General features: G+C 68.7%; 14 protein-coding genes and 1 pseudogene. 6 read left to right on the top strand and 9 right to left on the bottom strand.

From position 1 onward, the window contains the following. Nucleotides 1–110: 110 nt before the first annotated feature. Nucleotides 111–1,031, bottom strand: a complete 921-nt coding sequence (locus BO996_RS27590; RefSeq protein WP_071956892.1) for a LysR family transcriptional regulator — start codon at nt 1,029–1,031, stop codon at nt 111–113. A gap of 83 nt (nt 1,032–1,114) precedes the next feature. Between BO996_RS27590 and BO996_RS27585 the strand changes: the two genes are divergently transcribed. From BO996_RS27585 to BO996_RS27565, 5 genes are all read left to right on the top strand, one after another. Next, nucleotides 1,115–2,350, top strand: a complete 1,236-nt coding sequence (locus BO996_RS27585; RefSeq protein ID WP_071956891.1) for an alpha-hydroxy acid oxidase — start codon at nt 1,115–1,117, stop codon at nt 2,348–2,350. Nucleotides 2,351–2,409: 59 nt separating this feature from the next. Continuing rightward, nucleotides 2,410–3,087 carry an RraA family protein gene (locus BO996_RS27580; protein WP_034400240.1) on the top strand — a complete coding sequence of 226 codons (678 nt, stop codon included), beginning with the start codon at nt 2,410–2,412 and terminating at the stop codon, nt 3,085–3,087. After that, nucleotides 3,087–4,151: a hydroxyacid dehydrogenase gene (locus BO996_RS27575; RefSeq protein ID WP_071956890.1), complete on the top strand. Its 1,065-nt coding sequence runs from the start codon at nt 3,087–3,089 to the stop codon at nt 4,149–4,151. The genes BO996_RS27580 and BO996_RS27575 overlap by 1 nt, the downstream gene beginning before the upstream one ends. A 65-nt stretch (nt 4,152–4,216) precedes the next feature. Further along, complete coding sequence (locus BO996_RS27570) at nt 4,217–5,212, top strand: tripartite tricarboxylate transporter substrate binding protein (protein ID WP_043824367.1); 996 nt, start codon at nt 4,217–4,219, stop codon at nt 5,210–5,212. 44 nt (nt 5,213–5,256) lie between these two features. Next, nucleotides 5,257–6,213: a Bug family tripartite tricarboxylate transporter substrate binding protein gene (locus tag BO996_RS27565; RefSeq protein ID WP_071956889.1), complete on the top strand. Its 957-nt coding sequence runs from the start codon at nt 5,257–5,259 to the stop codon at nt 6,211–6,213. A gap of 77 nt (nt 6,214–6,290) precedes the next feature. Here BO996_RS27565 and BO996_RS27560 read toward each other — a convergent pair whose 3' ends face one another. Then, a complete protein-coding gene (locus BO996_RS27560; RefSeq protein WP_232240428.1) occupies nt 6,291–7,295 on the bottom strand; it encodes a fimbrial protein in 1,005 nt (334 codons plus the stop codon). 285 nt (nt 7,296–7,580) lie between these two features. Continuing rightward, nucleotides 7,581–7,985 (bottom strand): annotated as a pseudogene (locus BO996_RS27555) (aminotransferase class V-fold PLP-dependent enzyme); the annotation flags it as partial. Nucleotides 7,986–8,214: 229 nt separating this feature from the next. On the opposite strand from BO996_RS27555, the gene BO996_RS27550 reads away from it, so the two are divergent. Beyond that, nucleotides 8,215–9,255, top strand: coding sequence for a S41 family peptidase (locus BO996_RS27550; RefSeq protein WP_232240559.1), 1,041 nt, complete (start codon nt 8,215–8,217; stop codon nt 9,253–9,255). Between the two features lie 26 nt (nt 9,256–9,281). On the opposite strand, the gene BO996_RS27545 is transcribed toward BO996_RS27550, so the two are convergent. The 6 genes from BO996_RS27545 to BO996_RS27520 all read right to left on the bottom strand — a co-directional run bounded on the left by BO996_RS27545 (nt 9,282) and on the right by BO996_RS27520 (nt 15,422). Continuing rightward, nucleotides 9,282–11,198, bottom strand: a complete 1,917-nt coding sequence (locus BO996_RS27545) for a family 2A encapsulin nanocompartment cargo protein cysteine desulfurase (protein WP_071956886.1) — start codon at nt 11,196–11,198, stop codon at nt 9,282–9,284. A gap of 12 nt (nt 11,199–11,210) precedes the next feature. Continuing rightward, a complete protein-coding gene (locus BO996_RS27540) occupies nt 11,211–12,143 on the bottom strand; it encodes a family 2A encapsulin nanocompartment shell protein (RefSeq protein WP_013800566.1) in 933 nt (310 codons plus the stop codon). A gap of 83 nt (nt 12,144–12,226) precedes the next feature. Continuing rightward, the gene (locus tag BO996_RS27535; protein ID WP_012207587.1) at nt 12,227–12,499 is read right to left on the bottom strand and encodes a helix-turn-helix domain-containing protein; all 273 of its coding nucleotides are present in this window, start codon (nt 12,497–12,499) and stop codon (nt 12,227–12,229) included. After that, complete coding sequence (gene epsC / locus BO996_RS27530) at nt 12,496–13,410, bottom strand: serine O-acetyltransferase EpsC (protein WP_071957232.1); 915 nt, start codon at nt 13,408–13,410, stop codon at nt 12,496–12,498. Before epsC ends, BO996_RS27535 begins: the two co-directional genes overlap by 4 nt. 12 nt (nt 13,411–13,422) lie before the next feature. Beyond that, nucleotides 13,423–13,902, bottom strand: a complete 480-nt coding sequence (locus tag BO996_RS27525; protein WP_071956885.1) for a rhodanese-like domain-containing protein — start codon at nt 13,900–13,902, stop codon at nt 13,423–13,425. A 149-nt stretch (nt 13,903–14,051) separates the two neighbouring features. Next, nucleotides 14,052–15,422 carry an Nramp family divalent metal transporter gene (locus BO996_RS27520; protein ID WP_071956884.1) on the bottom strand — a complete coding sequence of 457 codons (1,371 nt, stop codon included), beginning with the start codon at nt 15,420–15,422 and terminating at the stop codon, nt 14,052–14,054. Nucleotides 15,423–15,448 lie beyond the last annotated feature (26 nt).

Genomic DNA, 15,448 nt, shown 5'->3' with positions numbered 1-15,448 from the left:
TGAAATTGACAATGCTCTATCAATGCATTGATGTTGTTTATTGTTGATATTGATTGTTCATTCAAATACTACAGGATTGCCATTTTGAATATCCCTGAAATCAGTGATATTCAACTCAAACAGCGCGGCGCCGGGAAATCGATCACGCTGCGGATGATCTCGCGCATTTCCGTGATCAGCGGCCGGGCATCGTCGCGGCGCCATTGCACGGTGTAGGTCAGCGGGGCCAGCGCGCTGTGCTTTGCGGCCTCGGCGCCGCCGTCCAGCACGCGCAGGCGGCCGCGTTCCTGCAGGGCCAGGGCCCATTGCTCGGGCATGTAGGTGAAGCCCAGGCCGTCCACCACCATGCCCACCACGGCGCCCCAGCTGTTGCAGGAAAGACGCCGCTCCACGGCCAGGCCGTGGCGGCCCAGCCAGTCGTCCAGCGTGCGCGTGGCGCCCGAGCCGGTGGGCAGAGCGATCAGCAGTTGCTCGCGCACCAGGCGCCGGGGCAGGCCGGTGCCGGCGCGGGCGATGAAGTCGTCGCTGGCGGCCCAGACGAAGCGCACCTGGGCGACCTGCTCGAAGGCCAGGCTGCTGCGCGAGGACGGCCCGGCGATGACCACGCAGTCCAGCTCGCCATCGACGATGCGCTGCTCCAGCACCTGGCCGATGTCGGTGTGGGGCTCCAGCTGCAGGTCGGGGTGCAGCTCGGCCACCCGCTGCACCAGCCGGGGCAGCCAGGTCAGGCCGCTGAGTTCGCCAAAGCCGATGCGGCAGCGGCCCTGCAGGCCCACGCTGCGGCCCGCCGCCTCGCGCAGCTGGGCGGCGCCGTGCAGCAGCTCGCGGATGCGCGGCAGCAGCTGTTCGCCCTGGGGCGTGAGTTCGGCGGCGCGGCCGCTGCGGTCGAACAGCTGCACGCCCAGCGAGGCCTCCAGCTCCGCAATGCGCTTGGACAGCGATGAGACCGACAGGTGCACGCGGTCGGCGGCCACGCTGAAGTTCAGGCAGGTGGCGGCCCAGTAGAAGGCTTCGAGCTGTTTGAGGGTCATGCCGACATTCTTCCAAAATCGAAATATCGATTCCTATTTATTTCGCTTTTCTTTGCAGGTTGGCCCTTCTACATTGGCCGGCAATGCCTGCCAACACCGTCCCCTCCACCACCGCTTCCGCAGCCGCTGCACCAGCCCCTGCCCGGCCGCCGCGCCGCCTGCGCCAGGTGCTGTCGCTCGATGATTTCGAGCGGCTGGCGCGGCGCCATCTGCCGCGCCCCATCCATGCCTACATCAGCGGCGCGGTGGAGGACAACGCCTCGCTGGCGGACAACCGCCGCGCCTTTGCCGAGCTGGCCTTCGTGCCGCGCGCGCTGGTGGGGGTGGCACAGCGCGATCCCTCCTTCGAGCTGTTCGGGCGCCGCTACGGCGCGCCCTTCGGCGTGGCGCCCATGGGCATTGCCGCGCTGTCGGCCTACCGGGGCGATCTGGTGCTGGCCCAGGCCGCACAGCAGGCGGGCGTGCCGGCCATCATGAGCGGCTCCTCGCTGATCCGGCTGGAGGATGTGATGGCGGCCGCGCCCCACACCTGGTTCCAGGCCTACCTGCCGGGCGACCAGGGCCAGATCGATGCGCTGCTGGACCGCGTGGCCGCCGCCGGCGTGCAGACCCTGGTGATCACGGTGGACACGCCCGTGGCCGCCAACCGCGAGAACAATGTGCGCGCCGGCTTTTCCACGCCGCTGCGGCCCGGGCCGGGCCTGGCCTGGCAGGGCATCAGCCACCCGCGCTGGCTGTTCGGCAGCTTTCTCAAGACCCTGTGGCGCCACGGCATGCCGCATTTCGAGAACAACTATGCGCACCGGGGCGCGCCCATCCTGTCGGCCAGCGTGATGCGCGATTTCTCGGACCGCTCCCACCTGGCCTGGCCGCATCTGGCCGCCATCCGCCAGCGCTGGCAGGGGCAACTGGTGGTCAAGGGCATTCTTTCGGCCGCAGACGCCGTGCTGGCGCGGGACCACGGCGCCGACGGCCTCATCGTCTCCAACCACGGCGGGCGCCAGCTCGACGGCGCCGTGGCACCGCTGCGCGTGCTGCCCGGCATCGTGCGCGCCGTGCCCGGCCTGCCGGTGATGCTGGACAGCGGCGTGCGACGGGGCACCGACGTGCTCAAGGCCCTGGCCCTGGGCGCGCGCTGCGTGTTCGTGGGCCGGCCCTTCAACTACGCGGCCTCGGTGGCCGGGCCGGCGGGCGTGGCCCACGCCATGGCCCTGCTGCGTGAGGAGGTGCTGCGCGACATGGCCATGCTGGGCGCCACGCGCCTGGACCAGGTCACGCCGGCCTGCGTGCGCCATGCGCAGGCCTGGGATGCGTTCTGAGCGGCAAGACAACGGTATCGACACAGACAACAGACACAGACACAGACGGAGACACAGCAGTGAGCAAGATTCCCGGATTCCATATCCACGCCCGGCCCGAGGCCGCCCTTGGCGATGCGCTGCTGCAGCGCTATCGCGGCTTTCCGGTCGCCAATGTCAGCGACGCCATGAGCCGCACCACGGGCACCTCGGCGCTGCGGCCCTTCCATCGCCGCCAGGGGCCGCTGGTGGGCCGTGCGCTGACCGTGCGCACGCGGCCCGGCGACAACCTCATGGTGCACCAGGCCATCGACATCTGCGGCCCCGGCGACGTGATCGTGGTGGACGCGGGCGGCGCCGGGCCCAACGCCATCATTGGCGAGATCATGCTGGCGCTGATGATGGCGCGCGGCGCGGCCGGCATCGTCATCGACGGGCTGATCCGCGACAGCGACACCATCGGCCAGCATGAGCTGCCCGTGTATGCGCGCGGCGTCTCGCACCGTGGCCCCTACAAGGACGGCCCCGGCGAGCTGCATGTGCCCGTGAGCATCGACGGCATGGTCGTCCACCCGGGCGACCTGGTGCTGGGCGATGGCGACGGCCTGCTGGCCGTGCCCGCCGCCGAGGCCGCCGCCATTGCCGACCGCGTGGAGGCCATACAGCGCGACGAGGCCGACGTGCTCGCCGCCATTGCCGCAGGCCGCGCCGACCGCTCCTGGGTGGCGCGCACGCTGGCCGCCAAGGGGGTGCTGTGATGGACCGCCGCGTTGTCCGCTTCGACTACTGGCTGGATGCAGCCTTTGACCGCATCGTCTCGGCCGCACCTGGCGTGCAACTGATCACCTGCCGGCGCGAGGGCGACGATACCGCCGCCTGGCAGGCCCTGGCCGGCGCACAGGTCTACCAGATCACGGCCGCCAAGGACGAGCTGCCGCGCCACTGGTTCGCCACGGCGGACCTGCTGGCGCGCTGCCCCGATCTGCTGGCCGTGTCCTCCAGCGGCTCGGGCTGCGACACCATCGACATCGAGGCCTGCACGCGCGCCGGCGTGGCCGTGATGAACCAGTCGGGCGGCAACGCGGATTCGGTGGCCGAGATGGCCATCGGCCTGATGCTGTCCGTGCTGCGCCGCATCAACGAATCCGACCGCCTGCTGCGCGCCCCGGGCCGGGGCTTCAGCCGCGAGGACGTGATGGGCCACGAGCTGCGCGGCCGCACCCTGGGCCTGGTGGGCGTGGGCGAGGCCGGCAGCCGCGTCGCGGCCCTGGGCCGGGCCTTCGGCATGCAGGTGATCGGCTGCGACCCGGCCTATGACGCGGCCGGCCTGGCAGCGCGCGGGGCCGAGGCCGTCGGCTTCGACGAGCTGCTGCGGCGCGCGGACATCGTCTCCCTGCACTGCCCGCGCGATGCCTCCACGCTGGGGCTCATGAACGCCGCTGCCTTTGCGGCCATGAAGCCGGGCGCCATCTTCGTGAGCACGGCGCGCGGCGGTATCCATGACGAGGCCGCCCTGCACGCCGCCCTGGCCAGCGGCCACCTGGCTGGCGCGGGGCTGGATGTCTGGGACCAGGAGCCGCCGCCCGCCTCCCATCCGCTGCTGGCCCTGTCCCAGGTGGTGGCCACCTTCCACACCGCCGGTGTCACGCACGAGGCCCGGCGCAACAACGCCGAGCTGGCCGCCACCCAGATCGTGCAGTTGCTGGCCGACGGCCAGCGGCCCGCGCGCCTGGTCAATCCGGAGGTCTGGCCGCATGCGCGCGAGCGCATCGCCAGGGCCTTGGACCCGTCCCGTTCCCTGTCCTTTTTCCCGTCCCGTTAGCCGCTTCCTTCACCATGACTACAAAGCCTCTCAGACCACTGCAAGAGGCGACCCAGGAGACAAAGATGACACAGCAAGCAAGGCGCGCATTGTGCGCAGGCCTGGCCGCCGCCTGCATGGCGCTGCCGGCCCTGGCCCAGGCCCAGACTCAGGGCGAGGCCCCCTATCCCTCGCGCAACATCGAGATGATCGTGGCCTACGGGCCCGGCGGCGGCACCGACCTGGTGGCGCGGCTGCTGGCCCGCCATCTGGAAAAGAAGCTGGGCGGCAGCGTGGTCGTGCTCAACCGCCCCGGCGCGGGCGGCGGCATCGGCTTTGGCGAGCTGGCGCGGGCCAAGCCGGATGGCTACACCATCGGCTTCATCAACACGCCCAACGTGCTGACCATCCCCATCGAGCGCAAGAGCAGCTTCCACTGGAGCCAGTACGACCTGCTGGGCAACCTGGTGGACGACCCGGGCGGCTTTGCCATCCACAACAGCAACGCCATCACCACGCTGGCCGGCCTGGCCGCCTACGCCCGGGCCAACCCCGGCGCCGTGACCGTGGGCACCACGGGCACGGGCTCGGACGACCACCTGGCCATGCTGCTGTTCGCCAAGGCCACGGGCACGCAGCTCACCCATGTGCCCTACAAGGGCGCGGGCGAGGTGCGCGCCGCCGCCACGGGCCAGCAGATCACCATCGGCGCCATCAACGTGGGCGAGGTGCTGGCCTACCAGAAGGGCGGCACTCCCATCCGCCTGCTGGGCCAGATGTCGGCCGCGCGCAGCTCGCTGGCGCCGCAGGTGCCTACGTTCAAGGAGCAGGGCATCGATATCGAGCTGGCCTCCCTGCGCGGCCTGGCCGCGCCCAAGGGCTTGCCCGAAGGCGTGCGCAAAAAGCTGGTCGATGCCGTGGCCGCCATCGCGGCCGACCCGCAGTTCAGGCAGCAGGCCGAGGCCATGTACGCGCCGCTGCGCTATCTGGCGCCACCGGCCTACGCGGCCGAGCTGGAGCGCACCGAGGCCGGCTTTCGCAAGCTCTGGACCGAGATGCCCTGGCAGGACGGAAAGCCCTGAAGGCCATGCCCATGCCAACCTTTGAATTCACAAGGACGACCGCCATGCACTGTCTGTCGCGCCGCAGCCTGGCTGCGCTGGCCCTGTGCGCCCTGGCCCTGCCGGCCCTGGCGCAAGGCCCCATCACCCTCATCGTGGGCTGGCCTGCGGGCGGCCCTTCCGACAACGTGGCGCGGCTGGCAGCCACGCGCATGAGCGAGGCCCTGGGCCAGCCCATCACCATAGACAACCGGGCCGGTGCAGGCGGCAACCTGGGCAGCGACGCGGCGGCCCGCGCAAGGCCCGATGGCAACACCATCATGCTGGCCACCGTGGCCTCGCACGGCCTGAACTCCGCGCTCTACGCCAAGCTCAACCACGACCCGCTCAAGGACTTCGCGCCCATCGGCATGATCACCACCTCGCCCAGCGTGCTGCTGGTGCCCGTGGCCTCGCCGCTGCGCTCGGTCAACGATCTGCTGGAGGCGGCGCGCGCCAGGCCGGGCCAGCTCAACTACGGCTCGGGCGGCGTGGGCTCCAGCCAGCACCTGGCCGGCGCCAGCTTCAAGCAGCTCACGGGCGTGGATGTCACCCACATCCCCTACAAGGGCACAGCCCCGGCCATGACCGACCTGATGGCGGGCCGCGTGGACTTCGTGCTCACCACCGGTGCCATCCCCTTCATCCGCTCGAGCAAGCTGCGCGCCCTGGCCGTGGCCTCGCGCCAGCGCCTGCCGGCCCTGCCCGATGTGCCCACCTTCGAGGAAGCAGGCGTCAAGGGCTTCTACACCGACTCCTGGTACGGCTTGGTTGCCCCGGCCGGCACGCCACGCGCGGCGCTGGAGCGCCTGAACGGCGCATTGGCCACGGCGCTGCGCAATCCCGAGGTGCAAAAGCAGTTCATCGACCAAGGCTCGCTGCCCGTCAAGCCCATGGGCGTGGACGCGTTCTGGCGCTTCGTGCGCGAGCAGATGCCCGTGGCGGCCGAGCAGGTGCGGGTGTCGGGGGCCAGAGCCGAGTGAGCGCAGCCGGGTGCGGCAGCGCAGGATCGGCACGGTCGCCTGCACGGCCGCAATGCAGCCAGCGTGTCACTGGCAGGTCACTGGTAATTGAGCGTGAAGGTGGCCCGTCCGTTGGCCAGGCCCGTGGTGACGGAGGGCTGGGTCTGGACATAGCGCGCCGTCAATGGAATCACGTGGTTGCTGGTGTTTGGGGTGATGATGCCCGCCTGCCACTGGTTGGGATTGCCGAAGTTGGCGGAGTCCTCGCCGTAGCTGATGACCTTGTCGCTGCTGCGGATCTGGATGCCGATGCCGGCAGCCCCTCCGGTCACCGTCAGCACATCGGAGCGGTTGGCGGCATCGTTGGCATCCGTGAGCGTGACGAACGGGCGCAGGGTGGAATTGGCTTCGCCCCCGGTGCAGATCAGTTCCAGATCGAATGACTGGGGCGCGGAGGTAGCGCCTATCCCGTTGAACTGTGACCTGTTGACTCGCTGCAGGTTCACGGCGATGTTGCTCGTCTTCACCCGGCAACTGGCGCCTGTGCGCACCACGGTGCTGCCGGCCGCCATCACGGACCAGATATTGCAAAGGCTATTGCAGTCAAACCGGGCGGTTGCATAGCTGCTGACGCTGAAAGTTCCCGATTGAACGGCGCCTGTCTTGATGAGTTGCATCCATATGGTTTGCTCATGTACATCATCCTTTTGCCATCCCGTGGCTCCTGAATTGTTGGACGTAGTGGTGATGGACATGGTTTTGCCATTGGGGAAATTCCTGGCTTTCCATGTGGCACGCCAACGGATTCCTATTCCGCGCAAAGATGTGGAGTAGATATCGCCGTCCAGCGTAGTGGGGTTCATGATTTGGGGCCATATTTCTGAAGATGGCCCCGAAAGCACACTGTAGGAAATTGTGTCGAGAGTGGATTTGACCATGGGCGATTCCCATAGCACCGATCCATTCATGATATTTCCTGCGGGAACGTTGATGATTTCCGGTAATTGGACGATGGATACTGCCGGGGTAAACATGCCTCCATAAATGGAGCTTACAGAAAAGCAAAGCGTTGCCGGAATGAGAAAATATCTGATTTTTTTCATATGAATGAAACCGGAAACGATGCAGGAGAGTTTGATGGGCGTGCTCCAAAGTCTATTCCTATGATTTATGAAAATCCATAGGATCATTCTTATTTTGGCAATGCTTTTTCATGACTCCAATGCCGTGTTCCGTCCGCTGCCGTGGCGCGGCATGGCCACCGGGGCCGGCATGCGGCACACCTGGCGCAAGCGGCGCCAACGACGTGGCGGCCGCCTGGGCACGGCCACCTGGGCACGGCCACCATGGGCGACGCCTTTGCAAGACGCCTGGGCTGAGCCCGGGGCTCAACCCCGCCTGCGCGCCGCCAGCCCCTGCACCACGGCCGCCAGCCGGTCGATTTCCTCGGTGGTGTTGTAGAAGGCCAGCGAGGGCCGCACCGTGGTCTCCACGCCGAAGCGCCGCAGGATGGGCTGGGCGCAGTGGTGGCCGGTGCGCACGGCGATGCCTTCAGCGTTGAGCGCCTCGCCCACCTCGGCCGTGGTCCAGCCCTTGAGCACGAAGGACAGCACGCTGGCCTTGTCGGCCGCCGTGCCGATCAGGCGCAGGCCGGGGATAGGCGCCAGCGCCTGCGTGCCGTACTGCAGCAGATCGTGCTCGTAGCGCGCGATGCGCTCCATGCCCAGGGCCTGCACGTAGTCGATGGCGGCGCCCAGGCCCACGGCGTCGGCAATGTTGCCTGTGCCGGCCGAGCAGGTGCGGGTGTCGGGGGCGCGCGCGGAGTAGGCTGCAAGGCCGTCAGCGGATGCCGGACAATCGCCCCACATTCATCTGGAGCGAGGAAGGTAGAACATGGAATGCACCACGGTTGTCCGCAGCATGTGTGCGACGGTTTTGGCGTCAATATCGTTGGTAGGCTGCGCACAGCCTTCCAGGCCTCTTCCAAAGGAAGAGCTGGCGAATCTGGCCACCGTGTACCAGATGCTGCAGGACGATCTCATCCACAAGACAAATGGCCGTGATCTGATCATCGCTGCCACCAAGGGAATGGTCCGCGGTGCCGATCCTGGCGCGGGTGAATACTTCTCCATCGAGGAGTACGAGCGTTTGCGCATTGGCATACCGACGCCGCAGGCGGCTCTGGGTCTGGTGCTGAGTTTGCGCGAGGGCAAGATGATGCTCAAACCCATCAAGGGTGGGCCGGCCATGGAGGCCGGCGTGCGCGCGGGGGACCAGTTGATCGCCCTGGATGGCGTGGGCGTGGTGGGCTCGTCGCTTGAATCCCTGGTCCGCGGCCTCGGTGGGGCGCTGGACAGTACCGCCACCTTGACGGTGGCTCGGGAATCCAGCATGTCACTGCACAATATCCAAGTGGCGCGCAAGCCCATCAAGAAAGCGGCCATAGAGGCAGACCGTCCGGTGGCCGCTGTCATGAGGCTGAAGCTGCCCGACTTCCAGACCAAGTCCCTGGATACCGTGGCGGAGATCTTGAGGAGTGCCTGGAGCGACCAGCCGTTCAAGTCGCTCATCCTCGACCTGCGCGGCAATCAGGGCGGCCTGGTGACGGAGGCCATTGGCGTCGCCGCCATGTTTCTTGCGCCCGATGCCGTGGTCATCCGCTCCGAGGGATCGGCACAGTCCGAACGCCGCGAGTACCGGGCGACGGTGTCCGAATACGCGGCATCCGGTGCGTCCGATCCTCTGGCGAAGCTGCCTGCCGAAGTGCGTGCCCTGCCCCTTGCCGTTCTGGTGGACGAGGACACAGCCTCGGGGGCGGAAATCGTTGCGGCCGCGCTGCAGGACCACGGGCGTGCATCCATCGTCGGACGCAAGACCTTGGGCATGGCCTATATCCGCACCCTCAGGCCCGTACCTCGCGGGGTAGTCAAGTACACCAGTGGCTACTGGGTGTCCCCTTTGGGCAGCAATCTGGAAGGAAAGGGCGTGACGCCCGATGTGGTGGTGCAGGAGCGCGATGACGCATCCATCCTGCGTGCGGCCCTGGCCAGGCTGGCCGGCTAGCGGCCCGCCAGCCTGGCGGCAGGCAATCAACCCCGCCTGCGCGCCGCCAGCCCCTGCACCACGGCCGCCAGCCGGTCGATTTCCTCGGTGGTGTTGTAGAAGGCCAGCGAGGGCCGCACCGTGGTCTCCACGCCGAAGCGCCTGAGGATGGGCTGTGCGCAGTGGTGGCCGGTGCGCACGGCGATGCCTTCGGCGTTGAGCGCCTCGCCCACCTCGGCCGTGGTCCAGCCCTTGAGCACGAAGGACAGCACGCTGGCCTTGTCGGCCGCCGTGCCGATCAGGCGCAGGCCGGGAATGGGCGCCAGCGCCTGTGTGCCGTACTGCAGCAGATCGTGCTCGTAGCGCGCGATGCGCTCCATGCCCAGGGCCTGCACGTAGTCGATGGCGGCGCCCAGGCCCACGGCGTCGGCAATGTTGCCGGTGCCGGCCTCGAAGGTGTTGGGCAGGGGCTGGTAGACGGTTTTCTCGAAGGTCACGTCGGCGATCATGTTGCCGCCGCCCTGCCAGGGCGGCATGTCCTCCAGCACCTCGCGCCGTCCCCAGACCACGCCGATGCCCGTGGGGCCGAAGACCTTGTGGCCCGAGAACACGAAGAAGTCCGCGCCGATGGCCTGCACGTCCACGGCCATGTGCGAGACCGACTGCGCGCCATCGACCAGGGCCCGGGCGCCCGCCTGGTGGGCCAGCTCCACGATCTGCTGCACGGGCACGACCGTGCCCAGCGCGTTGGAGACCTGGGTGACGGAGACGATCTTGGTGCGCGGGTTCAGCAGCCTGCGGTATTCATCGATGAGCACCTGGCCCGAGTCGTCCACCGGGATCACGCGGATCTTCGCGCCCTTGGCGGCCGCCAGTTGCTGCCAGGGCACGATGTTGGCGTGGTGCTCCAGGTGGGAGACGATGATCTCGTCGCCCTCGCCCACATGCTGCCAGCCCCAGCTCTTGGCCACGAGGTTGATGGCCTCGGTGGTGCCGCGCACGAAGATGACCTCGTTCACGTCGGGCGCGTTGATGAAGCGGCGCACGCGCTCGCGCGCGCCCTCGTAGGCGTCGGTGGCGCGCGCGGCCAATTCATGGGCTGCGCGGTGGATGTTGGAGTTCTCGTGTTCGTAGAAGTGGCGGATGCGCTCTATCACCGCGCGCGGCTTGTGCGTGGTGGCCGCGTTGTCCAGCCAGGCCAGCGGACGGCCGTTGACGCGCTCGGACAGGATGGGAAAGTCCCGGCGAACGGCATGCACGTCGAAGGGCGCCTGCACGCCGGCCGTGCCATGCCTTGCCCCGTGCGAAGCCTGCTGGCGCTGCAGCGGATGGGCCGGCGTGGTGTAGCCGGCGGGCAGCACTACGGGATCGACAAAGTAAAAGCGCGGCTCGGCCGAAGGCACGGTGGACGCAATGCCGGGCCCTTCGGTGGGCACGCCGATGCGCGGCACGGCGGGTGACGCAGGTGCAGCAGGTGCAGCAGGTGCAGCAGGTGCCGTGAACGGGAGCGCGGCCAGCGCATCCAGCGGATCGCCCTGGCGCTGGGGCACGCCCAGCACCTGCGATCCCAGGCGCGGCTCGTAGGCGGGCAGGGCGCTCACGACATGGTCGGGCATGCCGTTGCCTGCCTGGGCATGGGGCAGCAGCGCGGGCGCGCGGTGGGCCAGCGAGGCCAGCGGCGCGGGCGAGGCCGGCAGCAGGTTGCTGCCCGGCGCCTGGCCCTGCGGGATGGGCGTGCCCGGCACGCCGGGGCCCAGGCCTGCGGGGCTGGCCAGCGGCGAGCCGGGCGGCGCCACGTTCACGGGGGCCTGCACGCCAGCAGGCAGGCCGGGAAGACCCGGAAGACCCGGCAGGGCAGGAGCCGATCCCGGTGCGGCGGAGAACAAGGCGTTGGCCATGCGCGCCAGCGCCTCGGGGTCGAAGGGCGCCTGGGGCGCCACGGAGGTGATTGCAGACACGGTCAACGCCCGGCCTCTTTACTTGTAGGTGTCGGGATAGTCGTGGTACTTGCCGATCTCGACATCGTCGAGCACGGCCAGCGCGTCGGGCGTGAGCACGGCCAGCGAGCAGTACAGCGAGATCAGGTAGGACGCGATGGCATGGTTGTTGATGCCCATGAAGCGCACCGACAGGCCCGGGCTCTGCTCGCCCGGCAGGCCGGGCTGGTACAGGCCGACCACGCCCTGGCGCTTGTCGCCCACGCGCAGCAGCAGGATCTTGCTCTTGCCATCGGCCACGGGCACCTTGTCCGAGGGGATCAGCGGAATGCCGCGCCAGGTGATGAACTGCGAGCCGAACAGGCTGACCGTGGGCGGCGGCGTGCCGCGGCGCGTGGCCTCGCGGCCGAAGGCGGCAATGGCCAGCGGATGGGTCAGGAAGAAGGCGGGCTCCTTCCAGACCTTGGTCAGCAGCTCGTCCAGGTCGTCGGGCGTGGGCGCGCCGGTCAGCGGGAAGATGCGCTGCTCGTCCGTGACCTGGGCCAGCAGGCCGTAGTCGGGGTTGTTGATCAGCTCGCTTTCCTGGTTCTCCTTGATGGTCTCGATGGTCAGGCGCAGCTGTTCCTTGATCTGGTCATGCGGGCTGCTGTAGAGGTCGGAGATGCGCGTGTGCACATCCAGGATGGTGGAGACGGCGTTGAGGAAGTACTCGCGCGGCTGCTCCTCGTAGTCCACATAGGTGCGCGGCAGCTGGTTGTCTTCCTGCTTGGCCGTGCAGGTGACCTTGATGGCCTCCGGGTTCTTGACGCGGTTGAGGCGGTAGATGCCCGCCTCCACCGGCGACCATTGCAGCAGGTGCGTCAGCCAGCGCGGGCTGATGGTCGAAAGCTGGGGAACGGTTTTGGTTGCGTTGGCCAGTTGCCGCGCGGCGTTGTCGCCTAGCGCGGTCGTGCCGCCCACTGTTGCCGACATGTGCAGACTCCGTGATCAGTTCAGGAAAAAGGGAAGGGGAAGGAGGGAAAACAGGGCCAGTGTCCCGGCCCGCGCACATGTCTTCAACATGCTATAGCCGCCAAGCGCAGGCCGCGCACCAGCTGGTCGTGGGCCACGGTCTCGCCGCGCATGACCAGGGCCGAGGGCTGCACGCCCAGCGAGACGGCCAGCTTCTCCACGGTCAGCAGCGAGGCGATGACGCGGCCGCGCTCTATCTCGCCCACGTAGGAGCGGTTCAGGTCCGAGTGCTCGGCCAGCCGCTCCTGCGACCAGCCATGGGCCTCGCGCGCCTGGCGCACGGCAATGCCGAAGCTGGTGACAAGACGGGTGCTCATAGGGCCACCTCCCGGGGCTGCTGCGCGTGCTCGCGCGCATGGGCCTGGGTGACATGGGCGCCGGGCGGCACGTCCTCGGTCACCCAGACATTGCCGCCGATGACGGCGCCGCGCCCCAGCGTGACGCGGCCCAGGATGGTGGCGCCCGCGTAGATGACCACGTCGTCCTCCACCACCGGATGGCGCGCCAGGCCCTTGCGCAGGTGGCCGTTCTCATCGGTGGGAAAGCGCTTGGCGCCCAGGGTGACGGCCTGGTACAGCCGCACGCGCTCGCCGATCACGGCGGTCTCGCCGATCACCACGCCCGTGCCGTGGTCCATGAAAAAGCCCCGCCCGATCTTCGCGCCCGGGTGGATGTCGATGCCCGTCTGCGCATGCGACAGCTCGGCCACGATGCGCGCCAGCAGCGGCTGCTCCAGCAGGTACAGCTGATGGGCCAGGCGGTGGTGGATCATGGCCAGCACGCCCGGATAGCACAGCAGCACCTCGTCCACGCTGCGCGCGGCGGGATCGCCCTGGAAGGCGGCCAGCACATCGCTGTCGAGCAGGCGGCGGATCTGGGGCAGGGACTCGGCAAAGGCGCGTGCGATGTCCAGCGCCATGGCATCGGCGCCCGCTGCCGTGTGGGGCGCGGACAGCCGCAGCTCCAGCCGTATCTGGCCCAGCAGCGCATGCAGGGCCGAGTCCAGCTGGTGGGCCACGAAGATGTCCTCGCTTTCCTGGCGCAGGTCGTGCGGGCCCAGGCGCATGGGAAACAGGGCTGCCTTGAGCTGGTCGATGAGGGTGGAAAGCGCGTCGCGCGAGGGAAACTCGCGCGCCCCGGGCTCCTGGGTGCGGCCGTGGGCCTCGCGCCACTCGCGGCGCGCCGCATGCAGGTTCTGGGTGAGTCCGGCAATGTCGAAACTGGCCATCTGCATGCTCCTTCAGTCTTGAATCCAGGGCAGGCCGTGGAAGCGCCAGCCGTCGTTTTTGCCGCGCTGCTGCCGCGCGTCGATCTCGCCCTCGAAGCCTTCGAGCACGTTGAACACATGGGCGAACCCGGCCTGGGCGGCCACCTGGGCCGCCAGCACCGAGCGCTTGCCGCTGCGGCACAGCAGCAGGGCCACGGCCTCCTTGCCGCCGTGCGGTGCCAGGCGCGCTTCCAGCTCGCGGGCAAAGCGCGGGTTGCGCGTCAGCGCCGTGCCCGTGGCCCAGGGCACGTGCAGGGTATCGGGCACCTGCCCGACGAACTTGCGTTCCTCGGCCGTGCGCACATCGACCAGCACGGCCTGGCCAGCCTGCACCAGCGCCCAGGCCACGGGCGGGCGCACGCCGCCTGCGTGGCCCAGCCCCTGTGCGCGGGCGTGTTCCTGCGCCTCTTCCAGAGCCTGGGGCAGGGCGGTTTCCAAAGTGAGGGCTGTCATGTCGTCGTCCTTGCGGAGAATTCGCGGGTTGGTGGCTATAGGCACCAATCTAAGAACTTCGCGGCAAGCCACCAACGAACAAGAGCGGCGTTTGATAGAAGCAAAACGTCTATGAAGGCGCCGCGTGGCGCCATGCCCGCTTCGGGCGATCAGGCCGTCAGCAGCCGCTGCAGCATCCACAGGTTCAGCGACACCACCAGGGCCGCGCAGCCCCACAGCACCGCCGACATCCTGGGGCCAAAGGCCAGCTCGCCCAGCGCCTTGCGCCGCGTGGTGAACAGCAGCAGCGGCACGATGGCAAACGGCAATTGCAGGCTCAGCACCACCTGGCTGAACACCAGCAGGGCGCTGGCGCCGGTGCTGCCGTACCAGGCGGTGGCCACCACGGCGGGCACGATGGCAATGCAGCGCGTCAGCAGGGCGCGCAGCGCGGGCGACAGGCGGATCTGCAAGAAGCCTTCCATCACGATCTGCCCGGCCAGCGTGCCCGTGACCGACGAACTCAGCCCCGAGGCCAGCAGCGCCACGCCGAACACCGCGCTGGCGATGCCCACGCCCAGCAGCGGGGACAGCAGGTGGTAGGCGTCCGACAGCTCGGTCACCGGCGCCTGGCCGGGCCGGTTGAACGCGCCGGCCGCCACCACCAAGATGGCGGCGTTCACGAACAGCGCCAGCCCCAGCGCCACCGTGGAGTCCAGCGTGGCCAGGCGGATGGCCTGGCGCGTGCCCTGGGGCGTGGTGTCATGCCGGCGTGTCTGCACGATGGACGAATGCAGGTAGAGGTTGTGCGGCATCACCGTGGCCCCCACGATGCCCACGGCCAGGTACAGCATCTGCGGATTGGCCACGATCTCCATGCCCGGCAGCAGCCCGCGCAGCACGGCCGCCACGGGCGGCTGCAGCCACACGAGCTGGGTGGCAAAGCACAGGCCGATCACGGCCACCAGGGCGATCACCACCGACTCCAGGCAGCGAAAGCCCCGGCTTTGCAGCGCCAGGATCAGCATCACATCCACCACCGTGATGCACACCCCGGCCACCAGCGGCAGGCCGAACAGCAGGTTCAGGCCGATGGCCATGCCCAGCACCTCGGCCAGGTTGCAGGCCACGATGGCGATCTCGCAGAAGAACCACAGCACCAGGTTGATGCGCGGGGAAAACTGCGCGCGGCAGGCCTGGGCCAGGTCCCGCCCGCTGGCCAGGCCCAGGCGCACGGCCGCCGCCTGGAACAGCATGGCCATCAGGTTGGAGGCAAAGATCACCGCCAGCAGCGAGTAGCCGAACTGCGAGCCGCCCGCGATGGAGGTGGCCCAGTTGCCCGGGTCCATGTAGCCCACGGCCACCATGTAGCCGGGCCCGGCAAACGCCAGCACGCGGCGCGCGTTGTCCGAGCGGCCGGCGCCGCGCGGCACGGCAATGCTGCGATGCACCTGCGGCAGGCTGGGCGTGCCCGCGTGGCCGTTGTCCGGCTCGATGGCGCCGAGGCGGCCCTGTTCAGCCGCAAGCACGGTGTCGTTCATGGGGGCCTTTCCGCCGGCGGGGGGGC

Source organism: Delftia sp. HK171 (assembly GCF_001886655.1).
Lineage (GTDB): Bacteria > Pseudomonadota > Gammaproteobacteria > Burkholderiales > Burkholderiaceae_C > Comamonas > Comamonas acidovorans.
This window is presented reverse-complemented; position numbering and strand designations above follow the sequence as displayed.